The organism is Actinoallomurus sp. NPDC052308, assembly GCF_040679195.1.
GTDB lineage: Bacteria > Actinomycetota > Actinomycetes > Streptosporangiales > Streptosporangiaceae > Actinoallomurus > Actinoallomurus liliacearum.
This window is the reverse complement of sequence record NZ_JBFAUM010000001.1, coordinates 454,130-478,528: the sequence shown is the minus strand read 5'-3', so window position 1 is coordinate 478,528 and position 24,399 is coordinate 454,130. Positions and strand designations below refer to the sequence as shown.

The 24,399-nt window shown below is 71.5% G+C and carries 29 protein-coding genes; 9 read left to right on the top strand and 20 right to left on the bottom strand.

What is annotated here, in order from left to right; genetic code table 11:
- Window position 1: 1 nt before the first annotated feature.
- Window positions 2-1,192, bottom strand: coding sequence for an ADP-forming succinate--CoA ligase subunit beta (sucC, locus tag AB0L00_RS02570; protein WP_345353082.1), 1,191 nt, complete (start codon window positions 1,190-1,192; stop codon window positions 2-4).
- Between the two features lie 241 nt (window positions 1,193-1,433).
- On the opposite strand from sucC, the gene AB0L00_RS02565 reads away from it, so the two are divergent.
- Window positions 1,434-2,825: a glycoside hydrolase family 15 protein gene (locus tag AB0L00_RS02565; RefSeq protein WP_364427305.1), complete on the top strand. Its 1,392-nt coding sequence runs from the start codon at window positions 1,434-1,436 to the stop codon at window positions 2,823-2,825.
- Between the two features lie 3 nt (window positions 2,826-2,828).
- Here AB0L00_RS02565 and AB0L00_RS02560 read toward each other — a convergent pair whose 3' ends face one another.
- The 8 genes from AB0L00_RS02560 to dhaK form a co-directional block, all read right to left on the bottom strand.
- On the bottom strand, window positions 2,829-3,230 hold the full coding sequence (locus AB0L00_RS02560; protein WP_364427302.1) for a cobalamin B12-binding domain-containing protein: 402 nt from the start codon (window positions 3,228-3,230) through the stop codon (window positions 2,829-2,831).
- 92 nt (window positions 3,231-3,322) lie between these two features.
- Window positions 3,323-4,675: a right-handed parallel beta-helix repeat-containing protein gene (locus tag AB0L00_RS02555; protein WP_364427300.1), complete on the bottom strand. Its 1,353-nt coding sequence runs from the start codon at window positions 4,673-4,675 to the stop codon at window positions 3,323-3,325.
- 239 nt (window positions 4,676-4,914) lie between these two features.
- Entirely contained in the window at window positions 4,915-7,230 is a 2,316-nt protein-coding gene (pcrA, locus tag AB0L00_RS02550; RefSeq protein ID WP_364427297.1) for a DNA helicase PcrA, read from the bottom strand.
- 43 nt (window positions 7,231-7,273) lie between these two features.
- The gene (gene dhaM / locus AB0L00_RS02545) at window positions 7,274-7,693 is read right to left on the bottom strand and encodes a dihydroxyacetone kinase phosphoryl donor subunit DhaM (RefSeq protein ID WP_364427294.1); all 420 of its coding nucleotides are present in this window, start codon (window positions 7,691-7,693) and stop codon (window positions 7,274-7,276) included.
- The gene (locus AB0L00_RS02540) at window positions 7,578-8,180 is read right to left on the bottom strand and encodes a MerR family transcriptional regulator (protein WP_364427291.1); all 603 of its coding nucleotides are present in this window, start codon (window positions 8,178-8,180) and stop codon (window positions 7,578-7,580) included. Before AB0L00_RS02540 ends, dhaM begins: the two co-directional genes overlap by 116 nt.
- Before the next feature lie 46 nt (window positions 8,181-8,226).
- On the bottom strand, window positions 8,227-8,850 hold the full coding sequence (locus AB0L00_RS02535) for a MerR family transcriptional regulator (RefSeq protein WP_364427289.1): 624 nt from the start codon (window positions 8,848-8,850) through the stop codon (window positions 8,227-8,229).
- 47 nt (window positions 8,851-8,897) lie between these two features.
- A complete protein-coding gene (dhaL, locus tag AB0L00_RS02530) occupies window positions 8,898-9,506 on the bottom strand; it encodes a dihydroxyacetone kinase subunit DhaL (protein ID WP_345353065.1) in 609 nt (202 codons plus the stop codon).
- Window positions 9,506-10,501 carry a dihydroxyacetone kinase subunit DhaK gene (gene dhaK / locus AB0L00_RS02525; RefSeq protein WP_364427287.1) on the bottom strand — a complete coding sequence of 332 codons (996 nt, stop codon included), beginning with the start codon at window positions 10,499-10,501 and terminating at the stop codon, window positions 9,506-9,508. The genes dhaL and dhaK overlap by 1 nt, the downstream gene beginning before the upstream one ends.
- A gap of 89 nt (window positions 10,502-10,590) precedes the next feature.
- Here dhaK and AB0L00_RS02520 point away from each other — a divergent pair, with 89 nt between their 5' ends.
- The 3 genes from AB0L00_RS02520 to AB0L00_RS02510 are packed head-to-tail and all read left to right on the top strand — an operon-like array spanning window position 10,591 to window position 12,771.
- Window positions 10,591-11,301: a PIG-L deacetylase family protein gene (locus tag AB0L00_RS02520; RefSeq protein WP_345353061.1), complete on the top strand. Its 711-nt coding sequence runs from the start codon at window positions 10,591-10,593 to the stop codon at window positions 11,299-11,301.
- Between the two features lie 55 nt (window positions 11,302-11,356).
- On the top strand, window positions 11,357-12,298 hold the full coding sequence (locus AB0L00_RS02515) for a nucleoside hydrolase (protein ID WP_364427285.1): 942 nt from the start codon (window positions 11,357-11,359) through the stop codon (window positions 12,296-12,298).
- A gap of 35 nt (window positions 12,299-12,333) precedes the next feature.
- On the top strand, window positions 12,334-12,771 hold the full coding sequence (locus AB0L00_RS02510; protein WP_364427282.1) for a GNAT family N-acetyltransferase: 438 nt from the start codon (window positions 12,334-12,336) through the stop codon (window positions 12,769-12,771).
- A gap of 10 nt (window positions 12,772-12,781) precedes the next feature.
- Here the strand turns inward: AB0L00_RS02510 and AB0L00_RS02505 are convergent, their stop codons facing one another.
- A complete protein-coding gene (locus AB0L00_RS02505; RefSeq protein WP_364427280.1) occupies window positions 12,782-13,174 on the bottom strand; it encodes a type II toxin-antitoxin system VapC family toxin in 393 nt (130 codons plus the stop codon).
- Window positions 13,171-13,455 (bottom strand): hypothetical protein, encoded by a 285-nt coding sequence (locus tag AB0L00_RS02500; RefSeq protein WP_364427277.1) that lies wholly within the window; start codon window positions 13,453-13,455, stop codon window positions 13,171-13,173. Before AB0L00_RS02500 ends, AB0L00_RS02505 begins: the two co-directional genes overlap by 4 nt.
- A 211-nt stretch (window positions 13,456-13,666) precedes the next feature.
- On the opposite strand from AB0L00_RS02500, the gene AB0L00_RS02495 reads away from it, so the two are divergent.
- A complete protein-coding gene (locus tag AB0L00_RS02495; RefSeq protein ID WP_364427274.1) occupies window positions 13,667-14,161 on the top strand; it encodes a carbonic anhydrase in 495 nt (164 codons plus the stop codon).
- Here AB0L00_RS02495 and AB0L00_RS02490 read toward each other — a convergent pair.
- A complete protein-coding gene (locus AB0L00_RS02490; RefSeq protein WP_364427271.1) occupies window positions 14,158-14,829 on the bottom strand; it encodes a response regulator transcription factor in 672 nt (223 codons plus the stop codon). The two genes, AB0L00_RS02495 and AB0L00_RS02490, sit on opposite strands and share 4 nt — an antisense overlap.
- 64 nt (window positions 14,830-14,893) lie before the next feature.
- Entirely contained in the window at window positions 14,894-16,060 is a 1,167-nt protein-coding gene (locus AB0L00_RS02485; RefSeq protein WP_364427269.1) for a PspC domain-containing protein, read from the bottom strand.
- 128 nt (window positions 16,061-16,188) lie between these two features.
- Between AB0L00_RS02485 and AB0L00_RS02480 the strand changes: the two genes are divergently transcribed.
- The gene (locus tag AB0L00_RS02480; protein ID WP_364427266.1) at window positions 16,189-17,439 is read left to right on the top strand and encodes a PspC domain-containing protein; all 1,251 of its coding nucleotides are present in this window, start codon (window positions 16,189-16,191) and stop codon (window positions 17,437-17,439) included.
- Window positions 17,440-17,604: 165 nt separating this feature from the next.
- Here AB0L00_RS02480 and AB0L00_RS02475 read toward each other — a convergent pair whose 3' ends face one another.
- The 4 genes from AB0L00_RS02475 to AB0L00_RS02460 form a co-directional block, all read right to left on the bottom strand.
- Window positions 17,605-18,237 (bottom strand): flavin reductase family protein, encoded by a 633-nt coding sequence (locus tag AB0L00_RS02475; RefSeq protein WP_364427263.1) that lies wholly within the window; start codon window positions 18,235-18,237, stop codon window positions 17,605-17,607.
- 56 nt (window positions 18,238-18,293) lie between these two features.
- Window positions 18,294-19,766, bottom strand: coding sequence for a hypothetical protein (locus AB0L00_RS02470; protein WP_364427260.1), 1,473 nt, complete (start codon window positions 19,764-19,766; stop codon window positions 18,294-18,296).
- 194 nt (window positions 19,767-19,960) lie between these two features.
- Window positions 19,961-20,362, bottom strand: a complete 402-nt coding sequence (locus tag AB0L00_RS02465) for a cysteine dioxygenase (RefSeq protein ID WP_364427258.1) — start codon at window positions 20,360-20,362, stop codon at window positions 19,961-19,963.
- 203 nt (window positions 20,363-20,565) lie between these two features.
- Window positions 20,566-21,306: a flavin reductase family protein gene (locus AB0L00_RS02460; RefSeq protein WP_364427255.1), complete on the bottom strand. Its 741-nt coding sequence runs from the start codon at window positions 21,304-21,306 to the stop codon at window positions 20,566-20,568.
- Window positions 21,307-21,667: 361 nt separating this feature from the next.
- Between AB0L00_RS02460 and AB0L00_RS02455 the strand changes: the two genes are divergently transcribed.
- Window positions 21,668-22,453 (top strand): thioesterase family protein, encoded by a 786-nt coding sequence (locus AB0L00_RS02455; RefSeq protein WP_364427252.1) that lies wholly within the window; start codon window positions 21,668-21,670, stop codon window positions 22,451-22,453.
- A gap of 102 nt (window positions 22,454-22,555) precedes the next feature.
- On the opposite strand, the gene AB0L00_RS02450 is transcribed toward AB0L00_RS02455, so the two are convergent.
- The 3 genes from AB0L00_RS02450 to AB0L00_RS02440 are packed head-to-tail and all read right to left on the bottom strand — an operon-like array spanning window position 22,556 to window position 23,534.
- Window positions 22,556-22,639, bottom strand: coding sequence for a DUF397 domain-containing protein (locus tag AB0L00_RS02450; RefSeq protein ID WP_364428961.1), 84 nt, complete (start codon window positions 22,637-22,639; stop codon window positions 22,556-22,558).
- Window positions 22,640-22,662: 23 nt separating this feature from the next.
- Window positions 22,663-22,755: a DUF397 domain-containing protein gene (locus AB0L00_RS02445; protein WP_364427249.1), complete on the bottom strand. Its 93-nt coding sequence runs from the start codon at window positions 22,753-22,755 to the stop codon at window positions 22,663-22,665.
- Window positions 22,743-23,534, bottom strand: a complete 792-nt coding sequence (locus tag AB0L00_RS02440; RefSeq protein WP_364427246.1) for a helix-turn-helix transcriptional regulator — start codon at window positions 23,532-23,534, stop codon at window positions 22,743-22,745. Before AB0L00_RS02440 ends, AB0L00_RS02445 begins: the two co-directional genes overlap by 13 nt.
- Before the next feature lie 140 nt (window positions 23,535-23,674).
- On the opposite strand from AB0L00_RS02440, the gene AB0L00_RS02435 reads away from it, so the two are divergent.
- Together AB0L00_RS02435 and AB0L00_RS02430 are read left to right on the top strand one after the other, a co-directional pair.
- Window positions 23,675-23,962, top strand: a complete 288-nt coding sequence (locus tag AB0L00_RS02435; protein ID WP_364427243.1) for a hypothetical protein — start codon at window positions 23,675-23,677, stop codon at window positions 23,960-23,962.
- Entirely contained in the window at window positions 23,959-24,153 is a 195-nt protein-coding gene (locus AB0L00_RS02430; protein WP_364427240.1) for a hypothetical protein, read from the top strand. The genes AB0L00_RS02435 and AB0L00_RS02430 overlap by 4 nt, the downstream gene beginning before the upstream one ends.
- Window positions 24,154-24,399: the final 246 nt, after the last annotated feature.

Sequence of the window (24,399 nt, the reverse complement as noted above, 5' to 3'; positions counted from 1 at the left end):
CTCATGCCCCCTGCGCGGCCAGCTCGGCGGCACGGCGCGCCGCTTCGTCCATCGTCTCTACCTGTTGGATGACCGGGATCGCGGCCTCGTTGAGGATGCGCCGGCCCTCTTCGGCGTTGTTGCCGTCGAGCCGGACGACGATCGGCCGGTCGACGGTCTCGCCGCGGTCGCCCAGCAGCTTGACGGCCTGGACGATGCCGTTCGCGACGGCGTCCCCGGAGGTGATGCCGCCGAACACGTTGATGAAGACGCTCTTGACGTCGGGGTCGCCCAGCACGATCTCCATGCCGTTGGCCATGACCTCGGCCGAGGCGCCGCCGCCGATGTCGAGGAAGTTGGCCGGCTTCTGGCCTCCGAACTCCTCACCGGCGTACGCGACGACGTCGAGCGTGGACATGACCAGGCCCGCGCCGTTGCCGATGATGCCGACGGAGCCGTCGAGCTTGACGTAGTTGAGGTCCTTCTCCTTGGCCTTGGCCTCGAGCGGGTCGGCCGCGGCCTTGTCCTCGAGGGCCTCGTGCTCGGCCTGGCGGAAGGTGGCGTTGTCGTCGAGGGTGACCTTGCCGTCCAGCGCCACGACCCGGCCGTCCTGCGTGAGGATCAGCGGGTTGACCTCGACGAGGAGCGCGTCCTCGTCGACGAAGACGGCCCAGAGCCGCTCGATGAGCTCGGCCGCGCCGTCCAGGGCCTCGGCCGGCAGCCGGCCGGCGGTCGCGATCTCCTTGGCCTTGGCCCGGTCGACGCCGGCCAGGGCCGAGATCGGCACCTTGGCCACCGCGTCCGGCTTGGTCGCGGCGACCTCCTCGATCTCCATGCCGCCCTCGACCGAGCAGATGGACAGGAACGTCCGGTTCGCGCGGTCGAGGAGGAACGAGAAGTAGTACTCCTGGGCGATGGCGCTGGCCTCTTCGACGAGGACCTTGTGGACCGTGTGGCCCTTGATGTCCATGCCGAGGATCTGCCGCGCCTTCTCCTCGGCGTCGGCGGGTGAGTCGGCGACCTTCACGCCACCGGCCTTGCCCCGGCCGCCGGTCTTCACCTGCGCCTTGACGACGACGCGCGAGGTGCCGGCCGCGGCGAACTCGTCGGCGATCGCGCGGGCCTCCTCCGGCGTCTTGGCGATCTTGCCGGTGGGGACCGGGACGCCGTACTCCGCGAAGAGCTCCTTCGCCTGATGTTCGAACAGGTCCACGGGGGTCCGTCCTTAACGGGATCGACAGATAACGACCGCGTCCAGCGGTCCGCTCCGACCAGGCAGCCTAGTCCTTCTACGACACGGCGGGGGCCGGTGGGTCCGCCCGAACGCGTCGCGCGGATGGCGGCCGGGTAAGGAGTCGATGTCGCTGAAGTGCCCTGCGCGGTTTGATGTACTGGAACGTCATCGACGGCGGAAGCCGCTGGTAAGGGCAGGAGACGGCACGGGAGGTGCGCGAGTGACGCGGAAGACCGCACGAAGCGTTCGCCGTGTCGCCCTGCTGCTCCTCGTGGCCTCGCTCAGCGCCACCTGCGCCGCGGCCCTCCCGCGGCCCGGCGACTCCCCGTGGCGGAGTCCCGGTCTCCTCGGCAACGGCGGCTGGCCGTTCGCGCGGGTTCCGATCGCGCCGGAGGAGGCGGCCGGCGGCTCGTACGCCCCGGACAGCAACGTCCTGCTGCTCCCCGACGGCCGGGCGCGGCTCATCCCGTTCGGCGGCGACGAACCGGTGACCCTCCCCCGCGACGACTCACGGGTGACCGACGCGATCCACTCCGACCAGGCGTGGCTGGCCGCCGGCACGGTTCCCGGCAGCACGCCCGAACAGCGGGAGGCGGCCGGCCGCGCCCTGCTCGACCTGCGCATCCTGACCCTGCCGAACGGCGCCTCGACCGCGTCCTGGTACGGCGCGTGGAACTACGTCTGGCCGCGCGACGCGGCCTTCACGGTCGCGGCGTTCGCGGCGACCGGGCACGGCGGCGACGCCCAGCGGGTGCTGTACTTCCTCGCCCGCGCCCAGGCGCCGACGGGCCTGTGGGCCGCCCGCTACCTGCCCGACGGCACGGCCGTCGCGGACGGCCGGGAAGTGCAGCTCGACAGCCTCGGCTGGGTGCTGTGGGCGACCTGGTTCCTGCGCGCGAAGGACCCCCATGCGGTCGACCTGGACACGCTGTGGCCGATGGTCCGCCGGGCCGCCGACCGGTCCGCGACCGCGCTGCGCGGCGATGGCCTGCCGCCGCCGTCCCCGGACTACTGGGAGCGCAGCCCGGCACGGGAGGAGGCGCCCCAGGCGCCGACGCTCGGCGTCTGCGCGCCCATGCTGGCCGGGCTGCGGGCCGCCGCCGCGCTGGCCGCCGACCACGGCGACGCCGGGGCGGCGCAGCGCTGGGACCGGGCCGCGGACCGGCTGGCCGCGGGCATCGAGCGGCGCTTCGGGCCGTACGGCTATCCGCGTTCGCCGATCCCCGGCGGGGCCGTGGACGCGTCCGTCACCTTCCTGGCCCCGCCGTTCGCCACCCCCGCGCCCGGGGTGCTGGCCGCCGTCGCCCGGATCCGGGACCGGCTGCGGCTGCCGAAGGGCGGCGCGGTGCCCGGCGAGAGGTACGGCGCCGGCGCCGCGTGGACCCCGGAGACGGGCCTGTTCGCGCTCGAGGCGGCGGCCATCGGTGACAGGTTCGGGAAGCGCGACTGGCTCGACTGGCTGATCGCGCACCGCTCGTCGCTCGGGTCGTTCCCGGAGAAGGTGGACGACGACGGCCGGCAGGCCGGCGTCGCCCCGCTCGGCTGGACGTCGGCCCTGGTCGTGCTGGCCCTCAGCGCCGAACGCTCCCCGCTGCCGATTCCTCCGGGCTGAGGATCAGTCCTCGCCGCCGACGTTCCCGCGGACCCACTCGGCGATCTCGTGCGTGGTGGCGCCGGGCGTGAAGATCTTCGCGACGCCGAGCTTCTCGAGCTCGGGGATGTCTGCGTCCGGGATGATGCCGCCGACGAAGACCGTGATGTCGAGCGCGTCGCGGTCCTTCAATAGCTCGACCACCTTGGCGCAGAGCGTCATGTGCGCGCCGGACAGGATGGACAGCCCGATGCCGTCGGCGTCCTCCTGCAGCGCCGCCTCGACGATCTGCTCGGGGGTCTGGTGCAGCCCCGTGTAGATGACCTCCATGCCGGCGTCGCGCAGCGCGCGGGCGACGACCTTCGCGCCGCGATCATGGCCGTCGAGACCGGGCTTGGCGATGACGACGCGGATCGGACCCGCCATTACTGCCTCCTACCGGGGTACGTGGACTGTTCCGCAGATTAGTCGTTACGCGCGGGGACGGCGCCGACCGGCCCCGCGCGCGGCACGGCGGGTCAGGCCGCGGGCTTGCCCGGCGCGGTGAACCAGGTGCAGCCCGTGGGCTGCCGGCGGCCGGGGGCGTAGCCGGCGCAGGCGGTCACGACCGCGGTCTTGGCGGGGTTGCCCTGCTGGGCGTACGGCCCGCCGGAGGAGGGGTGGTCGCAGTCGGGCAGGGCCGCCGGGTCGCTGCGCGGCCGCCCCCACGAGGAGGCGTTGTTCTGCCAGCAGTTGCCGTCGCCCTGCTCGTCCCACCAGAAGTCGACGCCGTTCGGCGCGGACGCCCCGGTCGGCGTCACGCCCATCAGGTTGCCGACGTAGCGGTTGCCGTGCGAGGTGTCCCGTTGCTTGGCGGGGTCGGTCTCGCCGCGCCGGCTCGCCGGGATCCAGTACTGGGCGATGCCGTAGCGCCAGTTGTCGTAGACGAAGTTGCTCGCGTAGGTGTTCTCGTCGCCGCCCGCCAGGAGCATGCCCGTGCCGACGGGGACCGCGCGCGCCGGGCAGTGCGAGCCGCAGTCGCGGTAGGGGTCGGCGTTGTTGCCGAACACGCGGTTCGCCACGAACATCGCGTGGTTCTGCGGCATGCCGACCGCCTGCACGCTGCTGTCGAGCACCGCGCCGGTGGCGTTGCCGGAGAACTCGTTGTCGTGGACGTACACCGAGTCCCCGGCCGTCCCGGAGTAGCCGATCAGGTTGCCGTGCGAACGGCAGCCACGGATCTCCACGGACAGCCGGTCGCCGCGCTGGTCGGAGGCGGAGGCCGTGGCGATGCCCGCGTCGCCGTTGCCGGACGCCTCACAGTCGGCGATCACGCCGTGGTCGGTGGCGTACGCCGCGAGCCCGTGCTGGCCGTCGTCGCGCGCGACGACCCGGTCGAGGGCGAACCCGTCGGTCTCGACGACGGCCACGCCGTCCTCCTTGAACCCTTCGACCGTGATGCCCCGCAGGTAGAAGCCGTCGGCGTGGTCGGCGAGGACGCCGATCGGCCGGTCCCCCTGGACGACGACCCCGGCGCCGACGCCCTCGATCTGCAGGTCCCCCAGGCCGGAGACGCTGATCAGGTTGCGCAGGTGGGGGCAGGCGCGCTGCTGCTCGTACGTCAGGGTGGCCGCGTCGGCGAGCGCGCGGCAGGCTCCGGACGGCGCGGCCAGGCTCGGCCGCTCGCGGTAGGTGCCGGGGAGGACGTAGATGGTGGTGCCGCGCTGCCGGACGGCGTCGACGGCCGCCTGGATGTCGTGGTAGCCGCACTCGGCGGCCAACTGCTGCGCGAGACCGGTCAGGTGGGCGCCGGGTTTGCAGACCACCAGTCGCTGCGTCGCCGGCGCCGGGCGGTAGGCGGGGATGTGGTAACCGCCGGCCGGTGGCGTCACCGGCCGTCCCGGGGAAGCCACGGCGGACGACGCGAGAACCGATGACGTGATTACGGTCGTGCTCAGCGCGGACACGACCGCGACGAGGAGACGCCGCGCGAACCGCCCCATTTTCCTCCCAACGGGCCGCAGGTGCTCCCAGGTGCATCATGACGGTCCGCGCGCCACATGTCGACGCCCGCATCCGGCCATATCGGCCGTGCAACCTTTTCGGCCCCTTGGCGTACGCGTACGGGACGTCAGAGCTTTTCGATCGGCGCGTACCGGAGGACGAAGCGCTTCACCCCGTAGTCGCCCTTGAAGTCGACCGTCGCGGCGGCCTTCTCGCCGGCCCCGTCGACCGAGACGACGGTGCCGAGGCCGAAGGAGTCGTGGACGACCCGGTCACCGGGGGACAGCGCGGGCACCGCGCGGTTGCCCGGGGAGCGCACGCCCGGCCGCTGCGACAGCGACGCCATGGCCGGGGTGGCCTGCGCGTCCTGGCCGCCGCCCTTCCACTCGACGAGCTTGTCGGGGATCTCGCCGAGGAACCGCGACGGCGGGTTGTACGAGGGGGCGCCCCAGGAGCTGCGCATCGTCGCGCGGGAGACGTAGAGCCGCTGCCGGGCGCGGGTGATGCCGACGTAGGCGAGCCGCCGCTCCTCCTCCAGCTGCTTGGCGTCGCCGAGCGAGCGCAGGTGCGGGAAGACCCCGTCCTCCATGCCGCTGAGGAACACGACCGGGAACTCAAGGCCCTTGGCCGTGTGCAGGGTCATCAGCGTGACGACGCCCTCCTGGCCGCGGTCGCTCGGCGGCACGACCCCCGCCTCACCGCCGGGGATCTGGTCGGCGTCGGCGACGAGCGCGACCTGCTCCAGGAACTCCACGAGCCGGCCCTCCGCACCGATCGGCGTCGGCTCCGCCTCCTCGTCGTCGGCCGGGCCGGCCGCCGGCGGGGCCACGCCGGCGGCGAGGCGCTCCTCGAACTCGGCCGCCACGGACTCCAGCTCGCGGAGGTTCTCGATGCGGGTCTCGTCCTGCGGGTCGCGGGAGGCCTCCAGCTCCGCGAGGTAGCCGCTCCGGGTCAGGATCGCCTCGATCAGGTCGGTCGGCGTCGCGGTCTCGACCATGTCCTGCAGCTCGTCGAGCAGCGCGACGAAGTCCTTGATCTGGTTCAGCGAGCGGGTGGCGATGCCGGGCGCCTCCTCGGCGCGGCGCAGCGCCTGCCAGAACGAGATCCGCTCGCGGCCGGCGAGGGCCTCCACGCACGCCTCGGCCCGGTCGCCGATCCCCCGCTTGGGAACGTTGAGGATGCGGCGGAGGCTGACGGTGTCCTCGGGGTTGGCGAGCACCCGGAGGTAGGCGAGCAGGTCGCGGATCTCCTTGCGCTCGTAGAACCGGACGCCGCCGACGACCTTGTACGGCAGGCCGACCCGGATGAAGACCTCTTCGAACACGCGCGACTGGGCGTTGGTGCGGTAGAAGACCGCCACGTCACCGGGCGCGACGTCCTCCTCGTCGCTGAGCCGGTCGATCTCCTGGGCGACGAACGCGGCCTCGTCGTGCTCGTTGTCGGCGACGTACCCGCTGACCTTGGGGCCCTCGCCCTGATCGGACCACAGCCGCTTGGGCTTGCGGTCGGCGTTGCGCTCGATCACCGCGTTGGCCGCCGACAGGATCGTCTGGGTGGACCGGTAGTTCTGCTCGAGCAGGATGACCGCCGCGTCGGGGTAGTCGCGCTCGAACTCCAGGATGTTGCGGATCGTGGCGCCCCGGAAGGCGTAGATCGACTGGTCGGCGTCACCGACCACGCAGAGCTCGGCGGGCGGCACCTCGTCGTCGCCGGACTGCCCGACCAGCTCGCGGACCAGGATGTACTGGGCGTGGTTGGTGTCCTGGTACTCGTCGACGAGGACGTGCCGGAACCTCCGCCGGTAGTGCTCGGCCACGTCGGGGAAGGCCTGCAGCAGGTTGACCGTCGTCATGATCAGGTCGTCGAAGTCCATCGCGCCGGCCTGCCGCAGCCGCGTCTGGTACATCGTGTACGCCTCGGCGAGGGTCTTCTCCATGTGCGTCGAGGCCTGGTCGCGGAAGGTCTCGTAGTCGATCAGCTCGTTCTTGAGGTTGGAGACCTGGGCGGAGAAGCTCCGCGGCGGGTAGCGCTTCGCGTCGAGGTCGAGCTCCCGGCAGACCAGCGCCATCAGCCGCTGCGAGTCGGCCTGGTCGTAGATCGAGAAGCTCGACGGGAAGCCGAGCCGCTTCGCCTCCCGGCGCAGGATGCGCACGCACGCGGAGTGGAACGTCATGACCCACATCGCGCGGGAGCGCGGCCCCACGAGCGCGTCGACGCGCTCCTTCATCTCCCCGGCGGCCTTGTTGGTGAACGTGATCGCGAGGATCTCACCGGGCTGCGCGCCCCGCTCGCCGAGCAGGTAGGCGATCCGGTGGGTGAGGACCCGGGTCTTGCCCGAGCCCGCGCCCGCGACGATCAGCAGCGGACCGCCCTGGTGGGCGACCGCCGCGCGCTGGGCGGCATTGAGGCCGTCGAGAAGGGGATGGCTTACGAGCGTCGACACTCAATGAAGAGTATTGGGTGTCGGCGACAGCCGCGCGCCGCTCTCAGGTCTTGCGGAAGGCGTACGCCTCGTTCGCGGCGCGGACGACGGCGGTCACGTCGGCGCCGCCGGCCGAGGCCGAGGCGGCCGCGACGGCGCCCTCGACGAACGGCGCGTCGGCCAGCACGACCGTCGTCTCCGAATCGCCGGGGCGGCCGGTGCGGGCGTCCTCGAGCTCCTCCAGGTACGTCCGGGCGGTCAGCACGGAAGAGCCGAGGTCGGCGATCAGCACGACACCGGCCCCGCCGTCGGCCTCCCGCACGGCCTGCTCGACGAGGTCGATGCTCGTGCCCAGGCCGCCCTCGCCGTCACCCCCGGCGGGCCGTACGGCGACCTCGCCGACACCCATCTGGGCGGCGAGTTCGGCGGCTCCCTCGGCGAGGGCCCGGCTGTGCGAGATCAGCACGATTCCCACGGTGCTCATGCACCAGATGGTGCCGCATTTCGGGACATCTGATGCATCCCACCTCATCCTGCTGGCGGCCGATCGGGCCCGCGGCCGGTCGGATTCGCGCGAGTTCGACCAGTTCGTCGACCGACGGACCGGTCCCCTCGGCGTTCCAGGCCGACGCGTCGATGACGGCCAGCAGCGTGCGGCGCAGCCGCTGCGCCGCCGCGATCCGCTCCTCGGTCTGCTCCAGCTGCCGTCGCAACAGCACGCGCAGCTCGGTCCCCCCGCCGTCCAGAACCTCCGCGATCTCGGCCAGGGACAGCCCGAACCCGCGCAACGCGAGGATCCGGTGCAGCCGGCGAACCTCGGCCGGGCCGTAACACCGCCGCCCGGCCGAATCCCGGGCGGGCGACAGCAGCCCGAGCCGGTCGTAGTGGTGGAGCGCTCGTACGGTCAGCCCGCCGGCCCGGGCCAGTTCTCCCACCGACAGCGTCCGGCCGGCGTCCGCGTCCGACGTCATGACCGCGACGCTAAGTCCTGACGTCGGGTCAGGCGCAAGCCGCCGGTCACGATTCATCGGCGACGTCGACGCCGTCGGGGAGGAGCGCCCGCCGCCGTCGGCTCATCTCCTCGAGCTCCTCGGGACTGAGCCGGGACGCCGCCTCGGCGCGCCGCCGCTGAAGCTCGGCGACCTCCTCCGGGCTCAACCGGTCCATCGCCTCCTGCCGCCGCCGGTTCATGTCCTCGAATTCCTCGCGTGTCAGCTTGCGGTCCATCGTCATCATCACCTCGATGAGCTCGACGAGTTCCTCGACCGACGGGCCGGCCCCCTCGTCGTTCCGGGCCGACGCGTCGATGACCGCCAGCAGCGTGCGGCGGAGCCGCTCGGCCGCCCTGATCCGCTCCTCGGTCTGCTCGAGCTGCCGCCGCAGCAGCGCCCGCAGGTCGGTCCCCGCCCCGTCCAGGACCTCCGCGATCTCGGCGAGGGACAGCCCGAACCCGCGCAACGCGAGGATCCGGTGCAGGCGGCGAACCTCAGGGGGGCCGTAACACCGCCGGCCGGCCGAGTCCCGGGCGGGCGACAGCAGACCGAGCCGGTCGTAGTGGTGGAGGGTCCGTACGGTCAGCCCGGTCAGCCGGGCCAGCTCCCCCACCGCCAGCGTCCGGCCGGTGTCCGCGTGTGGCGTCATGAACGGGACGGTAGGTCCTGACGCCACGTCAGGCGCAAGCCGCGAGATCACCCTTCGCCGGCGGCGTCGGCGAGAGCGCGGAACAGCAGGACGGTCGAGGCGGCCCCGGGGTCCAGGTGGCCGACGCTGCGGGGCCCGAGGTAGCTGGCGCGGCCCTTGCGCGCCTGCAGCGGCACGGTGGCCTCGGCGCCCTTCTCCGCCGCGTCCAGGGCGGCCTGAGCGGCGATGGCCGGTCCGTCACCGGCCGCGGCCGCGTACGCGGCGACCGCCGGCGCGAGGGCGTCGACCATCGTCTTGTCCCCCTCGACGGCCTTGCCCAGCTCCTGTACGGCGTCGAGCGCGGCGCGCAGGGCGCCGGCCAGCGCGGCGGCGTCCGCGTCGGCGGCGTCGCCGAGGGCCTTGCCCGCCCGGCGCAGCGCGCCGCCGTACAGCGGTCCGGACGCACCGCCCGTCTTGGACACCAGCGCCCGGCCGGCGGCCATCAGCACCTTGCCGGGCGGCAGGTCCGGCCCGACGGCCTCGACCGCCGCCCGCAGGCCGCGATTCAGGTTGGCGCCGTGGTCGGCGTCCCCGATCGCGGCGTCGAGCCCGGTCAGGCGGTCGGCGTCCGCCGCGACCAGCTCGGCGAAGCGTTCGATCCAGCGACGAGTGTCCATCACCGCCCCCACCGCAGGCCGGGCGTCTCCACCGGCGCGTCCCACAGCTCGGTGAGCCGCGGCGTGAGGCGCAGGACCGAGATCATCACGCCCGCCATCTCCAGGCTGGTCACGTAGTTGCCGACGAGCGAGCGCGCGACCGTCACGCCGTGCCCGCCGAGCCAGTCCGCCACGGCGGCGTACGCGCCGTACAGCTCCATGAGCGGGGTGCCGCCCATGCCGTTCACCAGGACGAGGACCTCCGATCCGGACAGCGGCATGTCCTCGTCGATCGCCGACAGCGCCACGTCGACGATCTCCGGGGCGGGGCGCAGTTTCGTACGCTCGCGGCCGGGCTCGCCGTGGATGCCGATGCCGAGCTCCATCTCGTCCGCGCCCAGCTCGAACGTCGGGCGCCCGGCGGCCGGGACGGTGCAGGCGGTGAGCGCGACGCCGAAGGAACGGGTCCGCTCGTTGACCTCGCGGGCCACGGCGGCGACCTCCTGCAGCGACCCGCCGGCCTCGGCCAGCGCGCCGGCGGTCTTCTCGGCGAAGAGGGTCGCGCCGGTGCCCCGCCGCCCGGCGGTGAAGGTGCTGTCCTGGACGGCGACGTCGTCGTCGATCACGACGGGCACGACCTCGATGTCCTCGTCCTCGGCCAGCTCGGCGGCCATCTGGAAGTTCAGCACGTCGCCGGTGTAGTTCTTCACGATGTGCACGATCCCGGCCCCGCCGGACGCCGCGGTGGTCGCGGCGAGGATCTGGTCGGGCACCGGTGAGGTGAACACCTCACCGGGACAGGCGGCGTCGAGCATGCCGTACCCGACGAAGCCGCCGTGCAGCGGCTCGTGCCCGGAACCGCCGCCGGAGACGAGCCCGACCTTGCCCGTACGCGGGGCGTCGGCGCGGACGATGACGCGCTGGTCCAGGTCCACCCGCAGGGACGGATGGGCGGCCGCCATGCCACGCAGGGTGTCGAGGACGACGTCGTCGACCTCACCGATCAGTTTCTTCATGGTCTCCGGGATACCTCTGAGGACCCCTCGGGCGCCAGAGTTGTGGCTGATTGATGGGTTAAAGCGGTGAATTTCCTATGATGACCACCGTGATCGACGACGTTCAGCGCGCCCTCGTGGTGATGGCCCACCCCGACGACATCGACTTCTCCTGTGCCGGCACGGTCGCCACCTGGGTGGACGCGGGCATCGAGGTCTCCTACCTCCTCGTCACCGACGGCGACGCGGGCGGCTTCGACGACGACGTTCCGCGCGAGGAGATGGGCCCGCTGCGCCGGGCCGAGCAGACCGCGGCCGCCAAGTGCGTCGGCGTCACCGACCTGCGCTTCCTCGGCTACCCGGACGGGCGCGTCGAGGCGAACCTCGACCTGCGCCGCGACATCGCCCGGGTGATCCGGCAGGTCCGGCCCGACCGGGTCGTCATCCCCAGCCCCGAGCGGAACTACGAGCGCATCTACGCCGGGCACCCGGACCACCGGGCGGTCGGCTCCGCCGCGTTCGACGCCGTCTACCCCGACGCCCGCAACCCGTACGCCTTCCCGGAGCTGCGGGCCGAGGGGCTGGAGGCCTGGACCGCCCGGGAGATCTGGATCACCGGCGGGCCGTCGCTGAACCAGTACGTCGACGTCACCGACGTCTTCGACCGCAAGCTCGCGGCGCTGCGCGCGCACGCCAGCCAGGTCTCCCACCGCGACGACCTGGAGCAGATGCTGCGCACCTGGATGGGCGCGAGCGCCCGTCTCGGCGGCCTGCCCGAAGGCCGCCTGGCCGAGGTCTTCCAGGTCGTCCCGGCCGAGTAACGCTCCCGGCCGTACGGCCTCTCCCGAATCACCATCTCCACGAGGAACGGACGACGTGGCACCGAAGATCCTGCTCGACTGCGACACCGGCGTCGACGACGCGATCACCCTGCTCTACCTGGCCAGCCTCGTGAAGGCCGGGGAGGCGGAGCTGGTCGCCGTCGGCACCGTGCACGGCAACGTCGCCCCGGAGGTCGGCGCGCTCAACACCCTCCGGGTCCTCGAACGCGCCGGACTGCCCGACGTGCCGGTCGCCGTGGGCGCCGTCCGCCCCATGGCCCAGGACGTGGACTACGCGCCCGACTGGCATGGCGCGGACGGCCTGGGCGACACCAATCTGCCCGCCCCGGCGGGCCGCCCGGTCGAGATCTCCGCTCCGGAGCAGATCATCCGGCTCGGCCGGGAACGGCCCGGCGAGCTGACGCTGGTGGCCGTCGGCCCGCTGACCAACCTCGCCATCGCGCTGCTGCTGGAGCCGTCGCTGCCGACGATGTTCCGCGAGGTGGTGGTGATGGGCGGGGCGTTCGACCACCAGGGCAACGTCACCAGCCACGCCGAGGCCAACATCTGGCACGACCCGGAGGCCGCCGAGCTCGTGCTGAGCGCGGGCTGGCCGGTCACGCTGGTCCCGCTCGACGCCACCCACCCGACCGCGCTGGACGGCGTGTGGCTGGACCGGCTCGCCGAGGCGGACTCCGACCTCGCCCGGTTCGCCGCGCGGATCCTGGAGTTCTACACGGCCGCCTACACGGCCTCGCTCGGTACCCGGGGCGTGGTGGTCCACGACGCGCTGGCCGCCATGCTGGCCGTCGACCCGTCCCTCGGCGAGTACGCCGAGCGGCCCGTACGCGTCGAGCTGCGCGGCGAGCGGACCCGCGGCACGACCCTGTGGGACCGCCGCTCGTACGCCGACGAGGGCGACCGCCCGATCGTCAAGGTCGCCGTCGGCAGCGACGTGCCGGCCTTCCAGGAACGCCTGCTCGCCGCCCTGCTGTGAGGAGCGGGCCCGCCCGCTTTCTAGGATCGTCGGTCATGGGTGACACCGAACCGCAGGTGGCGTCGTTCGCGGAGCTGGACGCCGGCACTCTGTACGCGCTGCTGAGGCTCCGGGTGGACGTGTTCGTCGTCGAGCAGGAGTGCCCGTACCCGGAACTGGACGGGCGGGACACCGAGCCCGGCACCCGGCACGTCTGGCTGTCCGGCGACTCGGGCGCGCCGGAGGCGTACCTGCGCGTGCTGGACGACCCGGACGGCGCGCGGATCGGGCGGGTCGTGACGGCGCCGCACGCGCGCGGCGCCGGGCTGGCGGGGCGGCTCATGGAGGCCGCCCTGGCGGCCGTCGGCGACCGCGCGGTGCGGCTCGACGCGCAGACGCAGGTCGCGGGCTTCTACGCGAAGTACGGCTTCGTCGTCGACGGCCCGGAGTACGTCGAGGACGGCATCCCCCACGTCCCCATGCTCCGCCGCTGACCGCGGACCGTCATTCGAGCCCGGGAGCCGCGGTCGGCAACCCGACCGAGCGCGCGATGTCCACCATGCGCTTGTCGTAGGTGATCAGCGTCTCCAGCGCTTCGCCGATGATCTGCGCGCTCGCGACATGGATCGCATCAAGCGTTCTGATCCCACTGGGGAGCAGCGCCGCGGCGTCTCGGACCTCGTCGGTCACGAGGATCTCAATGAAGTCTCGCGTCAGCTCCTGCATGATGTCCGGGAAATCCCCTACGCGATCGAGCGTCCGGACCGTCTCGACGAACCCGATGGTGCTCGTCCCCATGGGCATCGCGGGCTTGCCCGCCAGGAAGTGCCGCAGCTCCCGAGCATGGGGGTGACCTGTGATGAGCGTGATCAGCGCGGAAGCGTCCAGGTAGATCAACGATCGTCTTCCTCTCGCTCCGCCAAGAGCAGATCCAGCGGCGATACCTCGGCCGGGACCGTGTAGTGGGGAAGGCGATCGAGGTCATTGGTGGTCATGGACTTCAGCCGCAGCACGCCCCTCGCCACGAGCTCGGAGTACCTCCCCAGCGTGCCGCTGCCCGGCAGCAAGAGCGCGATGACGTTCCCGTGGCGGGTGACCTCGATCGTCTCGCCTTGTTCGACACGAGCGAAGATCGCGCTGGGGTTGTACGAGAACTCTCGGACCGAGACCGCACTCATGACACCACCCCCAAGGTGTACCTACATTGACTTCGATGTACCTACAACGCACGCCGAACGGCGGCATCCGCGCCCCAGGAAGTCCCTGGTCCGCCGCTGAGCGGGACCCTTCCGGGCGTCCAGGTCGACAGCTCAGGGGAGGCGGCGAATTCCGGAAACGGGCTTCGTGATGGAATGTAGTGATCCACTTTGAGATGAGGAGCCGTCACTCATGTCCGTCACCGATGAACTCCTGGAGAACGCCCGGCGCTACCGCGACGGCTTCGACGCCGAGGGCATGTCGGCCGCACCGTCGCGGCACCTGACGATCGTCGCGTGCATGGACGCCCGCCTCGACATGTTCGGCCTGCTGGGCCTGGAGATCGGCGACGCGCATATCATCCGCAACGCCGGCGGGGTGGTCACCCCGGATGTGATCCGCTCGGTGTCGATCAGCCAGCGGATGCTCGGCACCCGCGAGATCGTTCTGATCCACCACACCGGCTGCGGGATGCAGGGCATCACCGACGACGGGTTCCGCGAGCAGTTGTTCGCCGACACCGGTCTCAGGCCGGACTGGGCGGTCGAGTCGTTCACCGACGTGGACGAGGACGTGCGCCAGTCGATCGCACGGATCAAGGCGAACCCGTTCGTCCCGCACAAGGACTCCGTGCGCGGGTTCGTCTTCGACGTCGAATCCGGCGAGCTGCGCGAGGTCACGCTCTAGACGAGGCGGCGGGCGGCGGCCCAGCGGGACAGCTCGTGGCGGTTGGACAGCTGAAGCTTGCGCAGCACCGACGACACGTGCGTCTCCACGGTCTTCACCGAGATGAACAGCTCCTTGGCGATCTCCTTGTACGCGTAGCCGCGGGCGATCAGCCGGAGCACCTCGCGCTCGCGCTGGGTGAGCTGGTCCAGCTCGGGGTCGATGGACGGCGCGTCCGTCGCGGCGAAGGCGTCCAGCACGAACCCCGCCAGGCGGGGCGAGAAGACGGCGTCGCCCTCGGCCACCCGGCCGATCGCACCGGTCAGCTCCGGGCCGGAGATCGTCTTGGTGACGTAGCCGCGGGCGCCGCCGCGGATCACGCCGATGACGTCCTCGGCCGCGTCGGACACCGACAGCGCCAGGAAGCGCGTCGTCGCCGTCTGTTCGGCCGGCGCCGCCTCGGCCGGGCCGCTCCGCGCGCCGCCGAGCACGCGGCGCAGCACCTCGACACCCCCGCCGCCCGGCAGGTGGACGTCGAGCAGCACGACGTCGGGCCGGGTCGCCGCGATGACCTCCACGGCCTCGTCGACGTCTCCGGCCTCGCCGACGATCTCCACCGAGTCACCCAGCTCGGCCTTCACGCCGCTGCGGAACATCTGGTGATCGTCGACCAGTACGACTCGGGTCATGAGTCCTCCTCCGTCGGCCTCATGACCAAGGTGCTCTGCTCATTGATTCCCTCGCTTCGCTCGGTCATGAGCGCTTCAACTCCAGTCTCACTTCGGTTCCCTCGCCCGGAGCCGTGCGGATCTCCGCCCTGCCGCCGTTGCGCTCCATGCGTCCGATGATGGACTCCCGGACGCCCATGCGATCCGCCGGTACCCCGTCAAGGTCGAATCCCCGGCCCCGGTCCCGTACGAAGATCATCACCTCGTCGCCGTCCACCTCGGCGTAGACCGAGACGGAGGGCGTCTCTCCGTTCGGCCCGCCGCCGTACTTGGCGGCGTTCACCATGGCCTCGCGGGCGGCCTGCAGCATCGCGCCGAGCCGGTCGTCCAGCGGGCAGTCGCCGACGCACACGACCTCGATGGGCACGCCGTGGTAGTCCTCCACCTCCGCGGAGATCTTGCGTACGGCCGGGGCGAGCGCCTGCTCGGCGTCGGCCTTCGGCTGGTACAGCCAGGCGCGCAGCTCCCGCTCCTGGGCGCGCGCCAGCCGCTGGACCTCTTTCGGATCGTGCGCGTTGCGCTGGATCAGCGTGAGCGTGTGCAGCACCGAGTCGTGTACGTGTGCGGCCACTTCGGCCCTCTCTTGTGATCGGATCCGCTCCCGGCGCTCGTCGTCGAGGTCGTGCCACAGGCGCAGCAGCCAGGGCGCCACGATGACGCCCACCCCGGCGAGCACGATGGTCGAGCCCACCAGGACCTGGCCGAGGTGCTGGATGTTCTGCAACAGGAAGGCGGCCAGGCCCGCGATGACGAGGGCGGCGCCGACGACGCTGCGGATCCACAGGGAACGGGTGTTGCGGACCCAGCGCCGCCGGTGCTCGGGGTCGGCCTGCTGCCAGATCAGGCCGACGCCGATGCCGCCCGCCACGAGGGGCCACAGCGCCCGGCGTTCGGCGACCGAGGTGAACGTGAACGCCGACAGCACGCAGACGACCACGCCGTACCCGAACAGCTGGGCCCAGTCGCGGCGCGGCTGCACGCCGGCCCGCGGCGGGACGAGCAGCCACAGCGCGACGTACGGGATGACGCCCACGCCGGCGCCGATGAGCACGGCGAACCCCACGCGGACGATGACGAGATCGAGCCCCAGGTGGTCGGCCAGGCCACGGCAGACGCCGGCGGCCACCCGGCCGTCGGCGCGTCGTTCGAGGCGCGGGGGAGCATCGGCGGCCTCACCAGGGTTTTCGGGCACACACCGATCGTCACACGTTCCGGGCGTGATCGCATCGGGGCTGTCCCTGGGCCGACCCCGAGATGCTCAGGGACGGGTCAGGGGTGTCCCGGATGGTGATCGGTGACGGCGTTCGCGACGATGTTCACATGACCGAGGACAGCGGCGCGCCGCCGCGGCGGCTCACCCGGGCGCCGGAGGGCCGGCTCATCACGGGGGTGTGCGCCGGCCTGGCGCGTTACACGCGCATCGACCCGGTGGTGTTCCGGGTGGGGTTCGCACTGCTCGTCCTGACGACGGGGGTCGGTGTCCTGCTGTACATCGGCGCGTTCCTGCTGATGGGCGCGCCCGACGGCGGGCCGTCGAAGATCGAGCGGCTCAGCCGCCGGCTGTTCGACGGCGACGGCGCGCTGGCGCTGCTCGGCGCGGCGCTGGGCGCCGCGACGGTACTCGCGGCCGTGGGCGACTGGGGGTCGCCGGACGCGCTCTCGGCGTTCGTGGTGTTCGCGCTTACGCTCCTGGTCGCGCGCTCCCGCGGCGTCGACCTGGTGGGGACGGCGCGCGGCCTGCCGGAGACCGTGAAGGGCCGGCCGCTGTCGTCGTGGGCTCCCCCGGCCGCCCCCACCCCTCCCCCGTATCGAGCGCCCGACGGTATGATCGATCTCGCTCGTCTGGCGCGCGCGGAACCGCTCGAAACGCAACCGCTCGAAACGGAACCGTTCACGACGGAACCGCCTCCCCCCTCGCCGCCGAGACCCTCGCCGGTCGTTCCCCGTCGGCGCAGGTCCTACCTGACGGTGTGCACGCTGGTGACCGCGGTCCTGGTGGCGGGCGTGCTGTACGCCGTCGGCGACCCGCGACCGGACCTCGGCCGCCTCCAGATCATCATCGCCGGCGCACTCGTCGTGGTCGCGGCCGGTCTTCTCATCGGCTCCTGGTTCGGCCGGGACCGCAAGCTGATCATCGTTGGAGCGATCATGTCTCTGGCACTGGCATCGAGCTCGATCGCCGGCGACCCGGCCGTCGCGCGAAGGACGCACACCACGGCCTGGCGCCCCGCCGACGTGTCGAGCGCCGAGCAGTCCCACAAGGTCGTCATCGGAGAGGGCACGGTCGACCTGACCACGGTGCCGCTCGCCCCCGGGCAGCTCGTCAGCGTCACCGCGACCGTGACGCTCGGCGTGCTCACGGTCCGGCTGCCCGCCACGGCGCGGGTCGAGCTGGACGCGCAGTCGTTCCTCGGCGACATCACCGTGGACCGGCAGATCACGAGCGGTCCGCGCGCCAAGGTGAACCGCGTGCTCGACCCGGAGGTGCGCCCGGCGGGCGCGGCGCCGACCATCGCGCTGCGCCTCCGCGGCAGGGTGGGCGACATGGAGGTCACGCGTGTCCCGGCATAGGTTCGACCCGTCGTCACTGATCGCGGCGGTGGTGTTCCTCGCCGTCGCGGTGCGCTACCTCGCCGGGAGCCCGCCCGTCTGGGTGGTCCCGGGCATCCCCGTGGCGCTAGGCGTCGTCCTCGTGTTCCGCGTGATCTTCCGCGCCCGGCGGACCACTGACGGGGCTCAGTACTCCGCGCGGAAGGTGCGACCGAGCCGCGACCCGAGGCCGAAATAGTGCCGGAAGTTGTAGATCAGCGGGCTCCAGCGGGCCGGATCGACATGGGAGGTGCCGGGCACGACGATGTCCTCCGCCGCATGGACCCGCAGGACCTTCGCCTCGGCGACGAGGAACGACTCGCCGGCGTCCGGCCGCAGGCGGGTGACGGTCGCCTCCAACTGCAGGGGGCACTCGCGAACGCGCGGCGGCCGAACCGCCTCCGAGGGCGCCTCCGTCAGACCGGCGGTGCCGAACTTGTCCGGCTCGTAGCTGAAGACGCCCTGCTTGGGCGGCGGGACCGGATCACGTCCGGTGGTCGGCGCCAGCCGTTCCACCGCCTCCCACTGGCCGGGCCCCGGCAGGTTGACCACGAGATCCGGCCGTTCGGCGAGATTCGCCGCGGTCTGCGAACCGGGTCCCAGGCCGAGGACCACGACGTCGCCGAGCGCCCACGCCGATGACATCGGCGCGAGGTTGAAGCCGCCGTCGGCGTTCTCGGTGGAGAGCAGGACGACGGGCGTTCCGAAGTAGAGGATGCGCGGCGCGATCGTCAGATGCGGCGCCGAGACGCCCGCGTCGTCGTAGGTCTCACTGATCATGATCCTCACGCTAGATGCGCGACATTTCGGCCTGTCATCGAAACGTTCCCCGCCGCTTACGTGGCCGGGGCGGGCGAGGACGACGGCGGTGACGCGGCGGACGGCGGGGCCAGGGCCGTGGCCTCGGCGGGTGGTTCGGCGGCGGTCCGGCGGGTCCCCCACCACACCATGAACACGAAGACGAGCAGCCAGAGCAGGTTGGCCCACCGCACGCCGAGGTGCTGGTACCCGTTGACGCGCACGCCGGGGAGCGTGAACAGCCCGAGCATGACGCCCCGGACGATCAGCGTCCAGTCCAGGCGGCGGTACGGCAGCAGCGCCAGGGTCGGCAGCAGCATGGCGTCGTACCAGGGGTACTGCAGCGGCGAGACCAGCGTGGTGCCGAACGCCAGCACCGCCACGGGCAGCACGTCCAGCGGCAGCCGCCGTGTCGCGTCGGACGGCCGTCGCCACAGCGCGAAGGGCAGGCCGGACCGCCACCACAGGAAGGCCGTCAGCGCGATCGCGAGCGCGCCCATCCACACCACGTACAGGCCGTGGTGGGTCAGGATGTACTCCGGAACCGGCAGGTACCGGTCCTTCTTGCGGCCGAGCCGCGCGTTGAGCGAGTGCAACGCGGCCGGTCCGGCCAGCAGGTAGCCGCCCCCGCCGACCAGCAGGAGGCCGGCCACGGCGGCCGACGCGCGCCGGAACCGCGCCGGCGCCAGCCAGGCGGCGACGACGAGCCCGGCGGCGGGGAAAAGGAACGACGCCTTGACGGCGATCGCCGCGCCGCCCAGCAGGCCGCCCGCGAAGGCCGAGCGCCGCGCCGCGTACAGGGCCGCGACCAGGAAGAAGACCGCGAAGGCGTCCGCGTGCCCGCTGCCGACCATCCAGAACAGGATCAGCGGGTTAGCCGTCCACAGCAGGCAGGCCCGGAGCCGGCGGACCGGGTCCGGACCGGTCATCCGGTGCAGGATCACCCCGGTGCCGATGAACGCCGCCGCGTTGGCCCACTTGAGCAGGAAGATGATCCGCGCCATCGAGTTGCCGCCGAAGTGCGCGGCGAGCCACTGGATGAACGTCATCACCGGCCCGTACACCGTCGGCACCCGCTGCCAGCCGCTCGGCAGGAGCAGGCCGACCGGGTCACCGGTGTGGGCGAGCCGCAGGGGCGTCGTGACGTACGGGTCCCGGCCCAGGTCGGCGATCCGCCCGTAGATGGCGTAGTTCATCATGTCGACGGAGCCGGTGGGCGGCAGCAGCGCGTAGACGCAGGCGGCGACCGCCCCGGCGATGAACAGCCGCCGGGGGCTCACCCACGCGCCCCGGCGCAGGGCGTACAGCCCCGCGAGCACCCCCGCTCCCGCGGCCACCGCCGCGGTCCACGTCAGGGTGGTGGCCGTCGCCGAGGACGGAGATCCGCCGAAGGTCAGGAACGGCCAGGTCGGCCCGAAGTACGGCACGGCCGCCGAGGTGCCGAGCGTCATCGCCGCACCCATCGCGACGATGCTCACCCCCAGCGTCACCCAGGAAAAGACGCGGGACATGTGACATGACCGTACGGGCGAAATATCGGAGTTGCAGCGGGTCAGAGACGGTGTTCACCGAACGCTCATCTGACGGTCGCGTGCCGCCCGACCCCGTACACCGGACCAAGCGAGCACGTGCGGCCCGACCTCGTACGCCGGGCCAGGCGGACGCGTGCGGCCCCACCCCGCCGGACCGAACCTCGTACGCCGGTCTAGACGGTGGCGTGCAGGCTGACCGCGTACGCCGGGCCGGGGTTCAGGAGCTCGCGCGGGTGCCCGGCGCCGTACACGCGGATCCGGTTCGCCCGTATCGCACGCTCAGCGACGCCGTGATCGGTGATCGTGCGCTCGGACAGCTCTCCGGCGAGCACCGCGAGCACGTCGGCGGCGGGAGCGGCGCGGTACCCGGGCGGCCACGCGGACAGCCAGATCTCCGCCTCGCCCGGCAGCCGTACGGGCACGCCGTCGAAACGGGCGAGGTGCCACCAGTCGACGGGACTGGCGGCGAGCGTACGGACGAGCCCGGCCAGGCGGCCGATCGTGACGGTCGGGCGGGCGGAGTACGGGCTGTCGGCGCCCTGCAGGGTCAGATCCGGAATGACGGAAAGGTTCACCGGGAAGTCCTTCGGTGGCGCGGCGCATGCCGCAGGCTGACGGTCGGTCTGAGCGGGGTCAGCGACAACAACACGAAGGACACAGCGCGGCGACCGCGTGGCACGAGGCCACGTGGGCGGTCGGCATGAGGCGCGCTGGCATGACACCAAGTGTGCAGGCCGCTACCGCACCGCGTCAAACGCCGCGGTCCTCGCGAGGGCCGCTACGCGGTCGCCCTCGACGCGCGATCCGTCTCGACCGGGGCGCCGGGCGGCGACGACATGGCAGCCGAGGTCCCGCCGGGCCTGGTCGACCCCCGCGTCGAATCGCCGCCCGAGTGGTCCATCCGGTGCGGCATCTCCCATCCTTCGGCGAGCCGGGACGGGTGGACGTTCTGGCCGCCGCCGAAGAACTCGCAGAACTTCATGATCAGCGGGTCCCACCGCAGCGGGTCGACGTAGTGCGTTCCCGGAATGATCAGCTCTTCCTCGACGTGCGCGCGGACGACCCTCACCTGGAACGCCGTCGCGCGCAGATCCGGGCCCTCGAACGGGTGGATCGCCTCGACCACGCACTCGAGTTGAATCGGGCACTCCGCGACGCGCGGCGCCTTCACCAGGTCGGCGGGCTGCTCGGTGAGCCCGGCCACCCCGAACTTGTCCCGCTCGTGCCGGTACCCCTGCCGCAGCTTGTACTCGGACACGTCGGGCTTCCCGGTGAGCAGCGCCAGCCGGTCGACCGCGTCCACCATCGCCGAGGACGCGAGGTTCAGCACGCACTCGCGTTCCCGGCGGAGGTTCGCGGTCGTCTGGCCGCTGTTGCCGAGGCCCAGCATGGCGCAGTCGCCCAGCCACCACGCCGACGACATCGGCGCGAGGTTCGAGGAACCGTCCTCGTTCCGCGAGCCGATGAGGACCACCGGCGTCCCGAAGTAGAGCACCTTCAACTCGGCGACCTTGTGCATGTTCCCCGTCCTCAACGCCGTCTCGATCATCGACCGTGGACGACCTTGCCCCTTTTCGTACGCGACCGCTGGCGAAAATCCGACCCGAGGTTCGAGGCGCAGGACACGTACGCGAACGTCCGGGCGACCGCAGGAGCCCGGCGCGGAGCCGACCACCGATCGGTACGGCTTTGAGGACCGCCCCGGGGACGGAACGGGCGGCTCCGGCAAAGCGCCCGCCGAGGTGACATCGTGTCCGCCAGGACTGTCTACTGAGCGGAGAGATTTCTCCGCTCAGTAGACAGCACGAAACGCGATGGGCCGCCCAGCGAGACCAAGGCCCCCCTGCCACGGCCGCGACCTCGTCCCCGAGGATTGGGGCATGAGCGATCAGCCCGACGCCTTCTACCTGCCGGCCGGCGACGACGTCTACGAGCCGACAATCGCCACCGAGAGCCCCTGGGACAGCAGCGCGCAGCACGGCGGACCCCCGACCGCGCTGCTGGCCCACGTCATCGACGCCACCGTCGGGCCCGAGATGCGCCTGGCACGGATCTCGGTGGACTTCCTCGGCCCCATTCCGCGCCGTCCCGCCCGCATCGAGGTCACCACGCTGCGGCCCGGCCGGCAGGTCCGCCTCACCGAGGCGCACCTGGTCGTCGACGGGAAGACCGCTGTGACGGCCCGCGCCTGGCACATCGCGACGGGCCCGACTCCCCCTGCGGAGACCGAACGCGTGCCGCCGCCGCCGATCCCCCAGAAACCGGACGAGTGGCACTCACTGCTCGGTATGAACGACTGGGGCTATGGCCAGGCCATCGAATGGCGGTTCATTCGCGGCGGCCATGGACCTTCCGGCTTCGCCGAGGTCTGGACCCGTGTACGCATCCCGCTGATCGCGGGCCAGAAGATGACCGGCCTGGCCCGCACGCTGATCGTCGCCGACGCCGCCAACGGGCTGTCGGCGACGCTGCCGATCCAGGAGTGGCTGTCCATCCCGCCCACCATGACCACCACCCTGCTGCGCCACCCCGACGGCGAATGGGTGCATCTGGCCTGCCGCACCCACCTGGCCGACGACGGCCTCGGCGTCACCCACGCCACCGTCTCCGACCCCGACGGCCGTATCGGCGACGTCAACCAGCCCCTCCTGATCCGCGAGCGCTGATCCCGCCACGGCCGCCGGGCATGAGAAATCCCCCGCCCTTGGCTCCGGTAAGCAAGGACGGGGGACGTCCGGGGGAACGGCGCCTATCCGGCGCCGCTCACGTTACTTGCCGCTCTCCTCGACAACGGCGACTTCGACGCAGCTACCGCCGTTGTTCGTGCTGCGCGTCGACTTACGCCAGCTCACGTACGCCACCGTCCACTGCCTCGCTACTTCGCGCTCTCTTCGACAACGGCCACCTCGACGCAAGCGCCACCGTTGTTGCTACTACGCGTCGACTTACGCCAGCTCAGGTTATCCATGTTTCCGCTACCTTCATGATCAGCTCAATCGATGCATCCGCATGCAGCGCCTTGGCGCTCAGCATCTGCCAGAGTCGCCGGATTGCCTCCACGTCTTCCGGTTTCTCTATCACATCCCCACGTAGCGCATTATCGACATATGCCACCTCCGAACCGTCGATGCTCGCCAACACGATCGGGCCGGCGAATCCGGCGTGCGCCCCGACCTCGAACGGGATCACTTGAACGATGATCTCGTCCCGCTGCGAGAGTTCAACCAGCCGCATTAGTTGATCACGCATCGTCTTTTGGCCGCCGACCGGCCGTCTGATCACCGCTTCGTCCAAGACAACGTGATACAACGGCGGATCCTCGCGTGTCAGCACCTTCTGCCTTGCCAGTCGCGCGCTCACCTGCCCCTCAAGGTCAAGGGGAGCCGGCTTACCGAGCTGAAGGACTGCTCGTGCGTAATCCTCCGTCTGACAGAGCCCGGGGACGACCGTCGACTCGTACCAGAGCAGCATCGTGGCCTCGGCCTCCGCTCTGGTCCACTTGTTAAGCCACTCGGGTGCGACCTCCCTGCTGACCAGATCGTCGAGTATACGCAGGATTAGGTCGGGAAGCCCCAAAGAGCTTATTAGGTGAGGGAGGTATTCCGGTTTCGGGATGAGTCGCCCGTTTTCCCAGGAGGCGATGAGGGATTCCGAGACCGGAAAGGTCTTCGCCAGCTCGGCGCGGGTGAGCTGCTTGGATTCGCGGGCGCGACGGATCTCCTTGCCGACGAACTGCCGCGCGGTCATTCGGTTTCCCGACATCTCCTGCACACCTTTCGCACTACCGGGGGACGTGCCTGTTGTGCGCTCACGGTCAAGCCTTTGGGGGCTCCCAGCGTACGACTTCTCGGTCAATCTTTGTAGTCAATCGACGACAAGGAGTAATGATGACGGGGAACTCGACCGAGGACGTTCACGAACTCGCGGGAAGACTCACCCTCGCCTGCCAACGGGCCGGCCTGGACGCCCAGCAGCAGGGCCCCACACGGGTCTACGTCCACGCCCCGGGGACCAGTAACCACCTCGCCGAGATCATCACCGCCAAGCCGGATGAGAACGAACGCCTCTGCTGGTGGTGGTCCTGGGACAAGCCGATCTGCGGCGCGGAGGAGATCGACGAGGCGGTGCGGCTCATCAAGAAGGTCATCTCCGCGCCCCTCCCGCCGAAGCGATGACCTCCCCCGACGAGCTGATGCGCTCGGTCGCCCGGTTCCGCGCGGCCCTCGACGCGATCGATTCGCCGGACGTCTCAGCGGCCGCCGAGCTCATCCGGCTCGACCGGCTCGTACGGCGATACCCGGAGGCTGCCCGCAAGAGCCTCGAACTCCGCGACCGGCAGCGCGGTCCACACCGAGCGGAAACCTAGCGACACCGGCTTGCCGTCGCGACGATCACACGAACGGTAGTCACCGGTGTCTCCAAAGAGCACCTTCACCACGGATGAAAGGCGGCCGACATGGCCAGGAACAACGACGGGCGGACCAGCGGCTCCACGCACCGGACGCTGGAGCGGACGGACTCGGGGAGCAGCGGCTCCACCCACCGGACGCTGGAGCGGACCGACTCGGGGAGCAGCGGCTCCACCCACCGGACGCTGGAGCGGACCGACTCG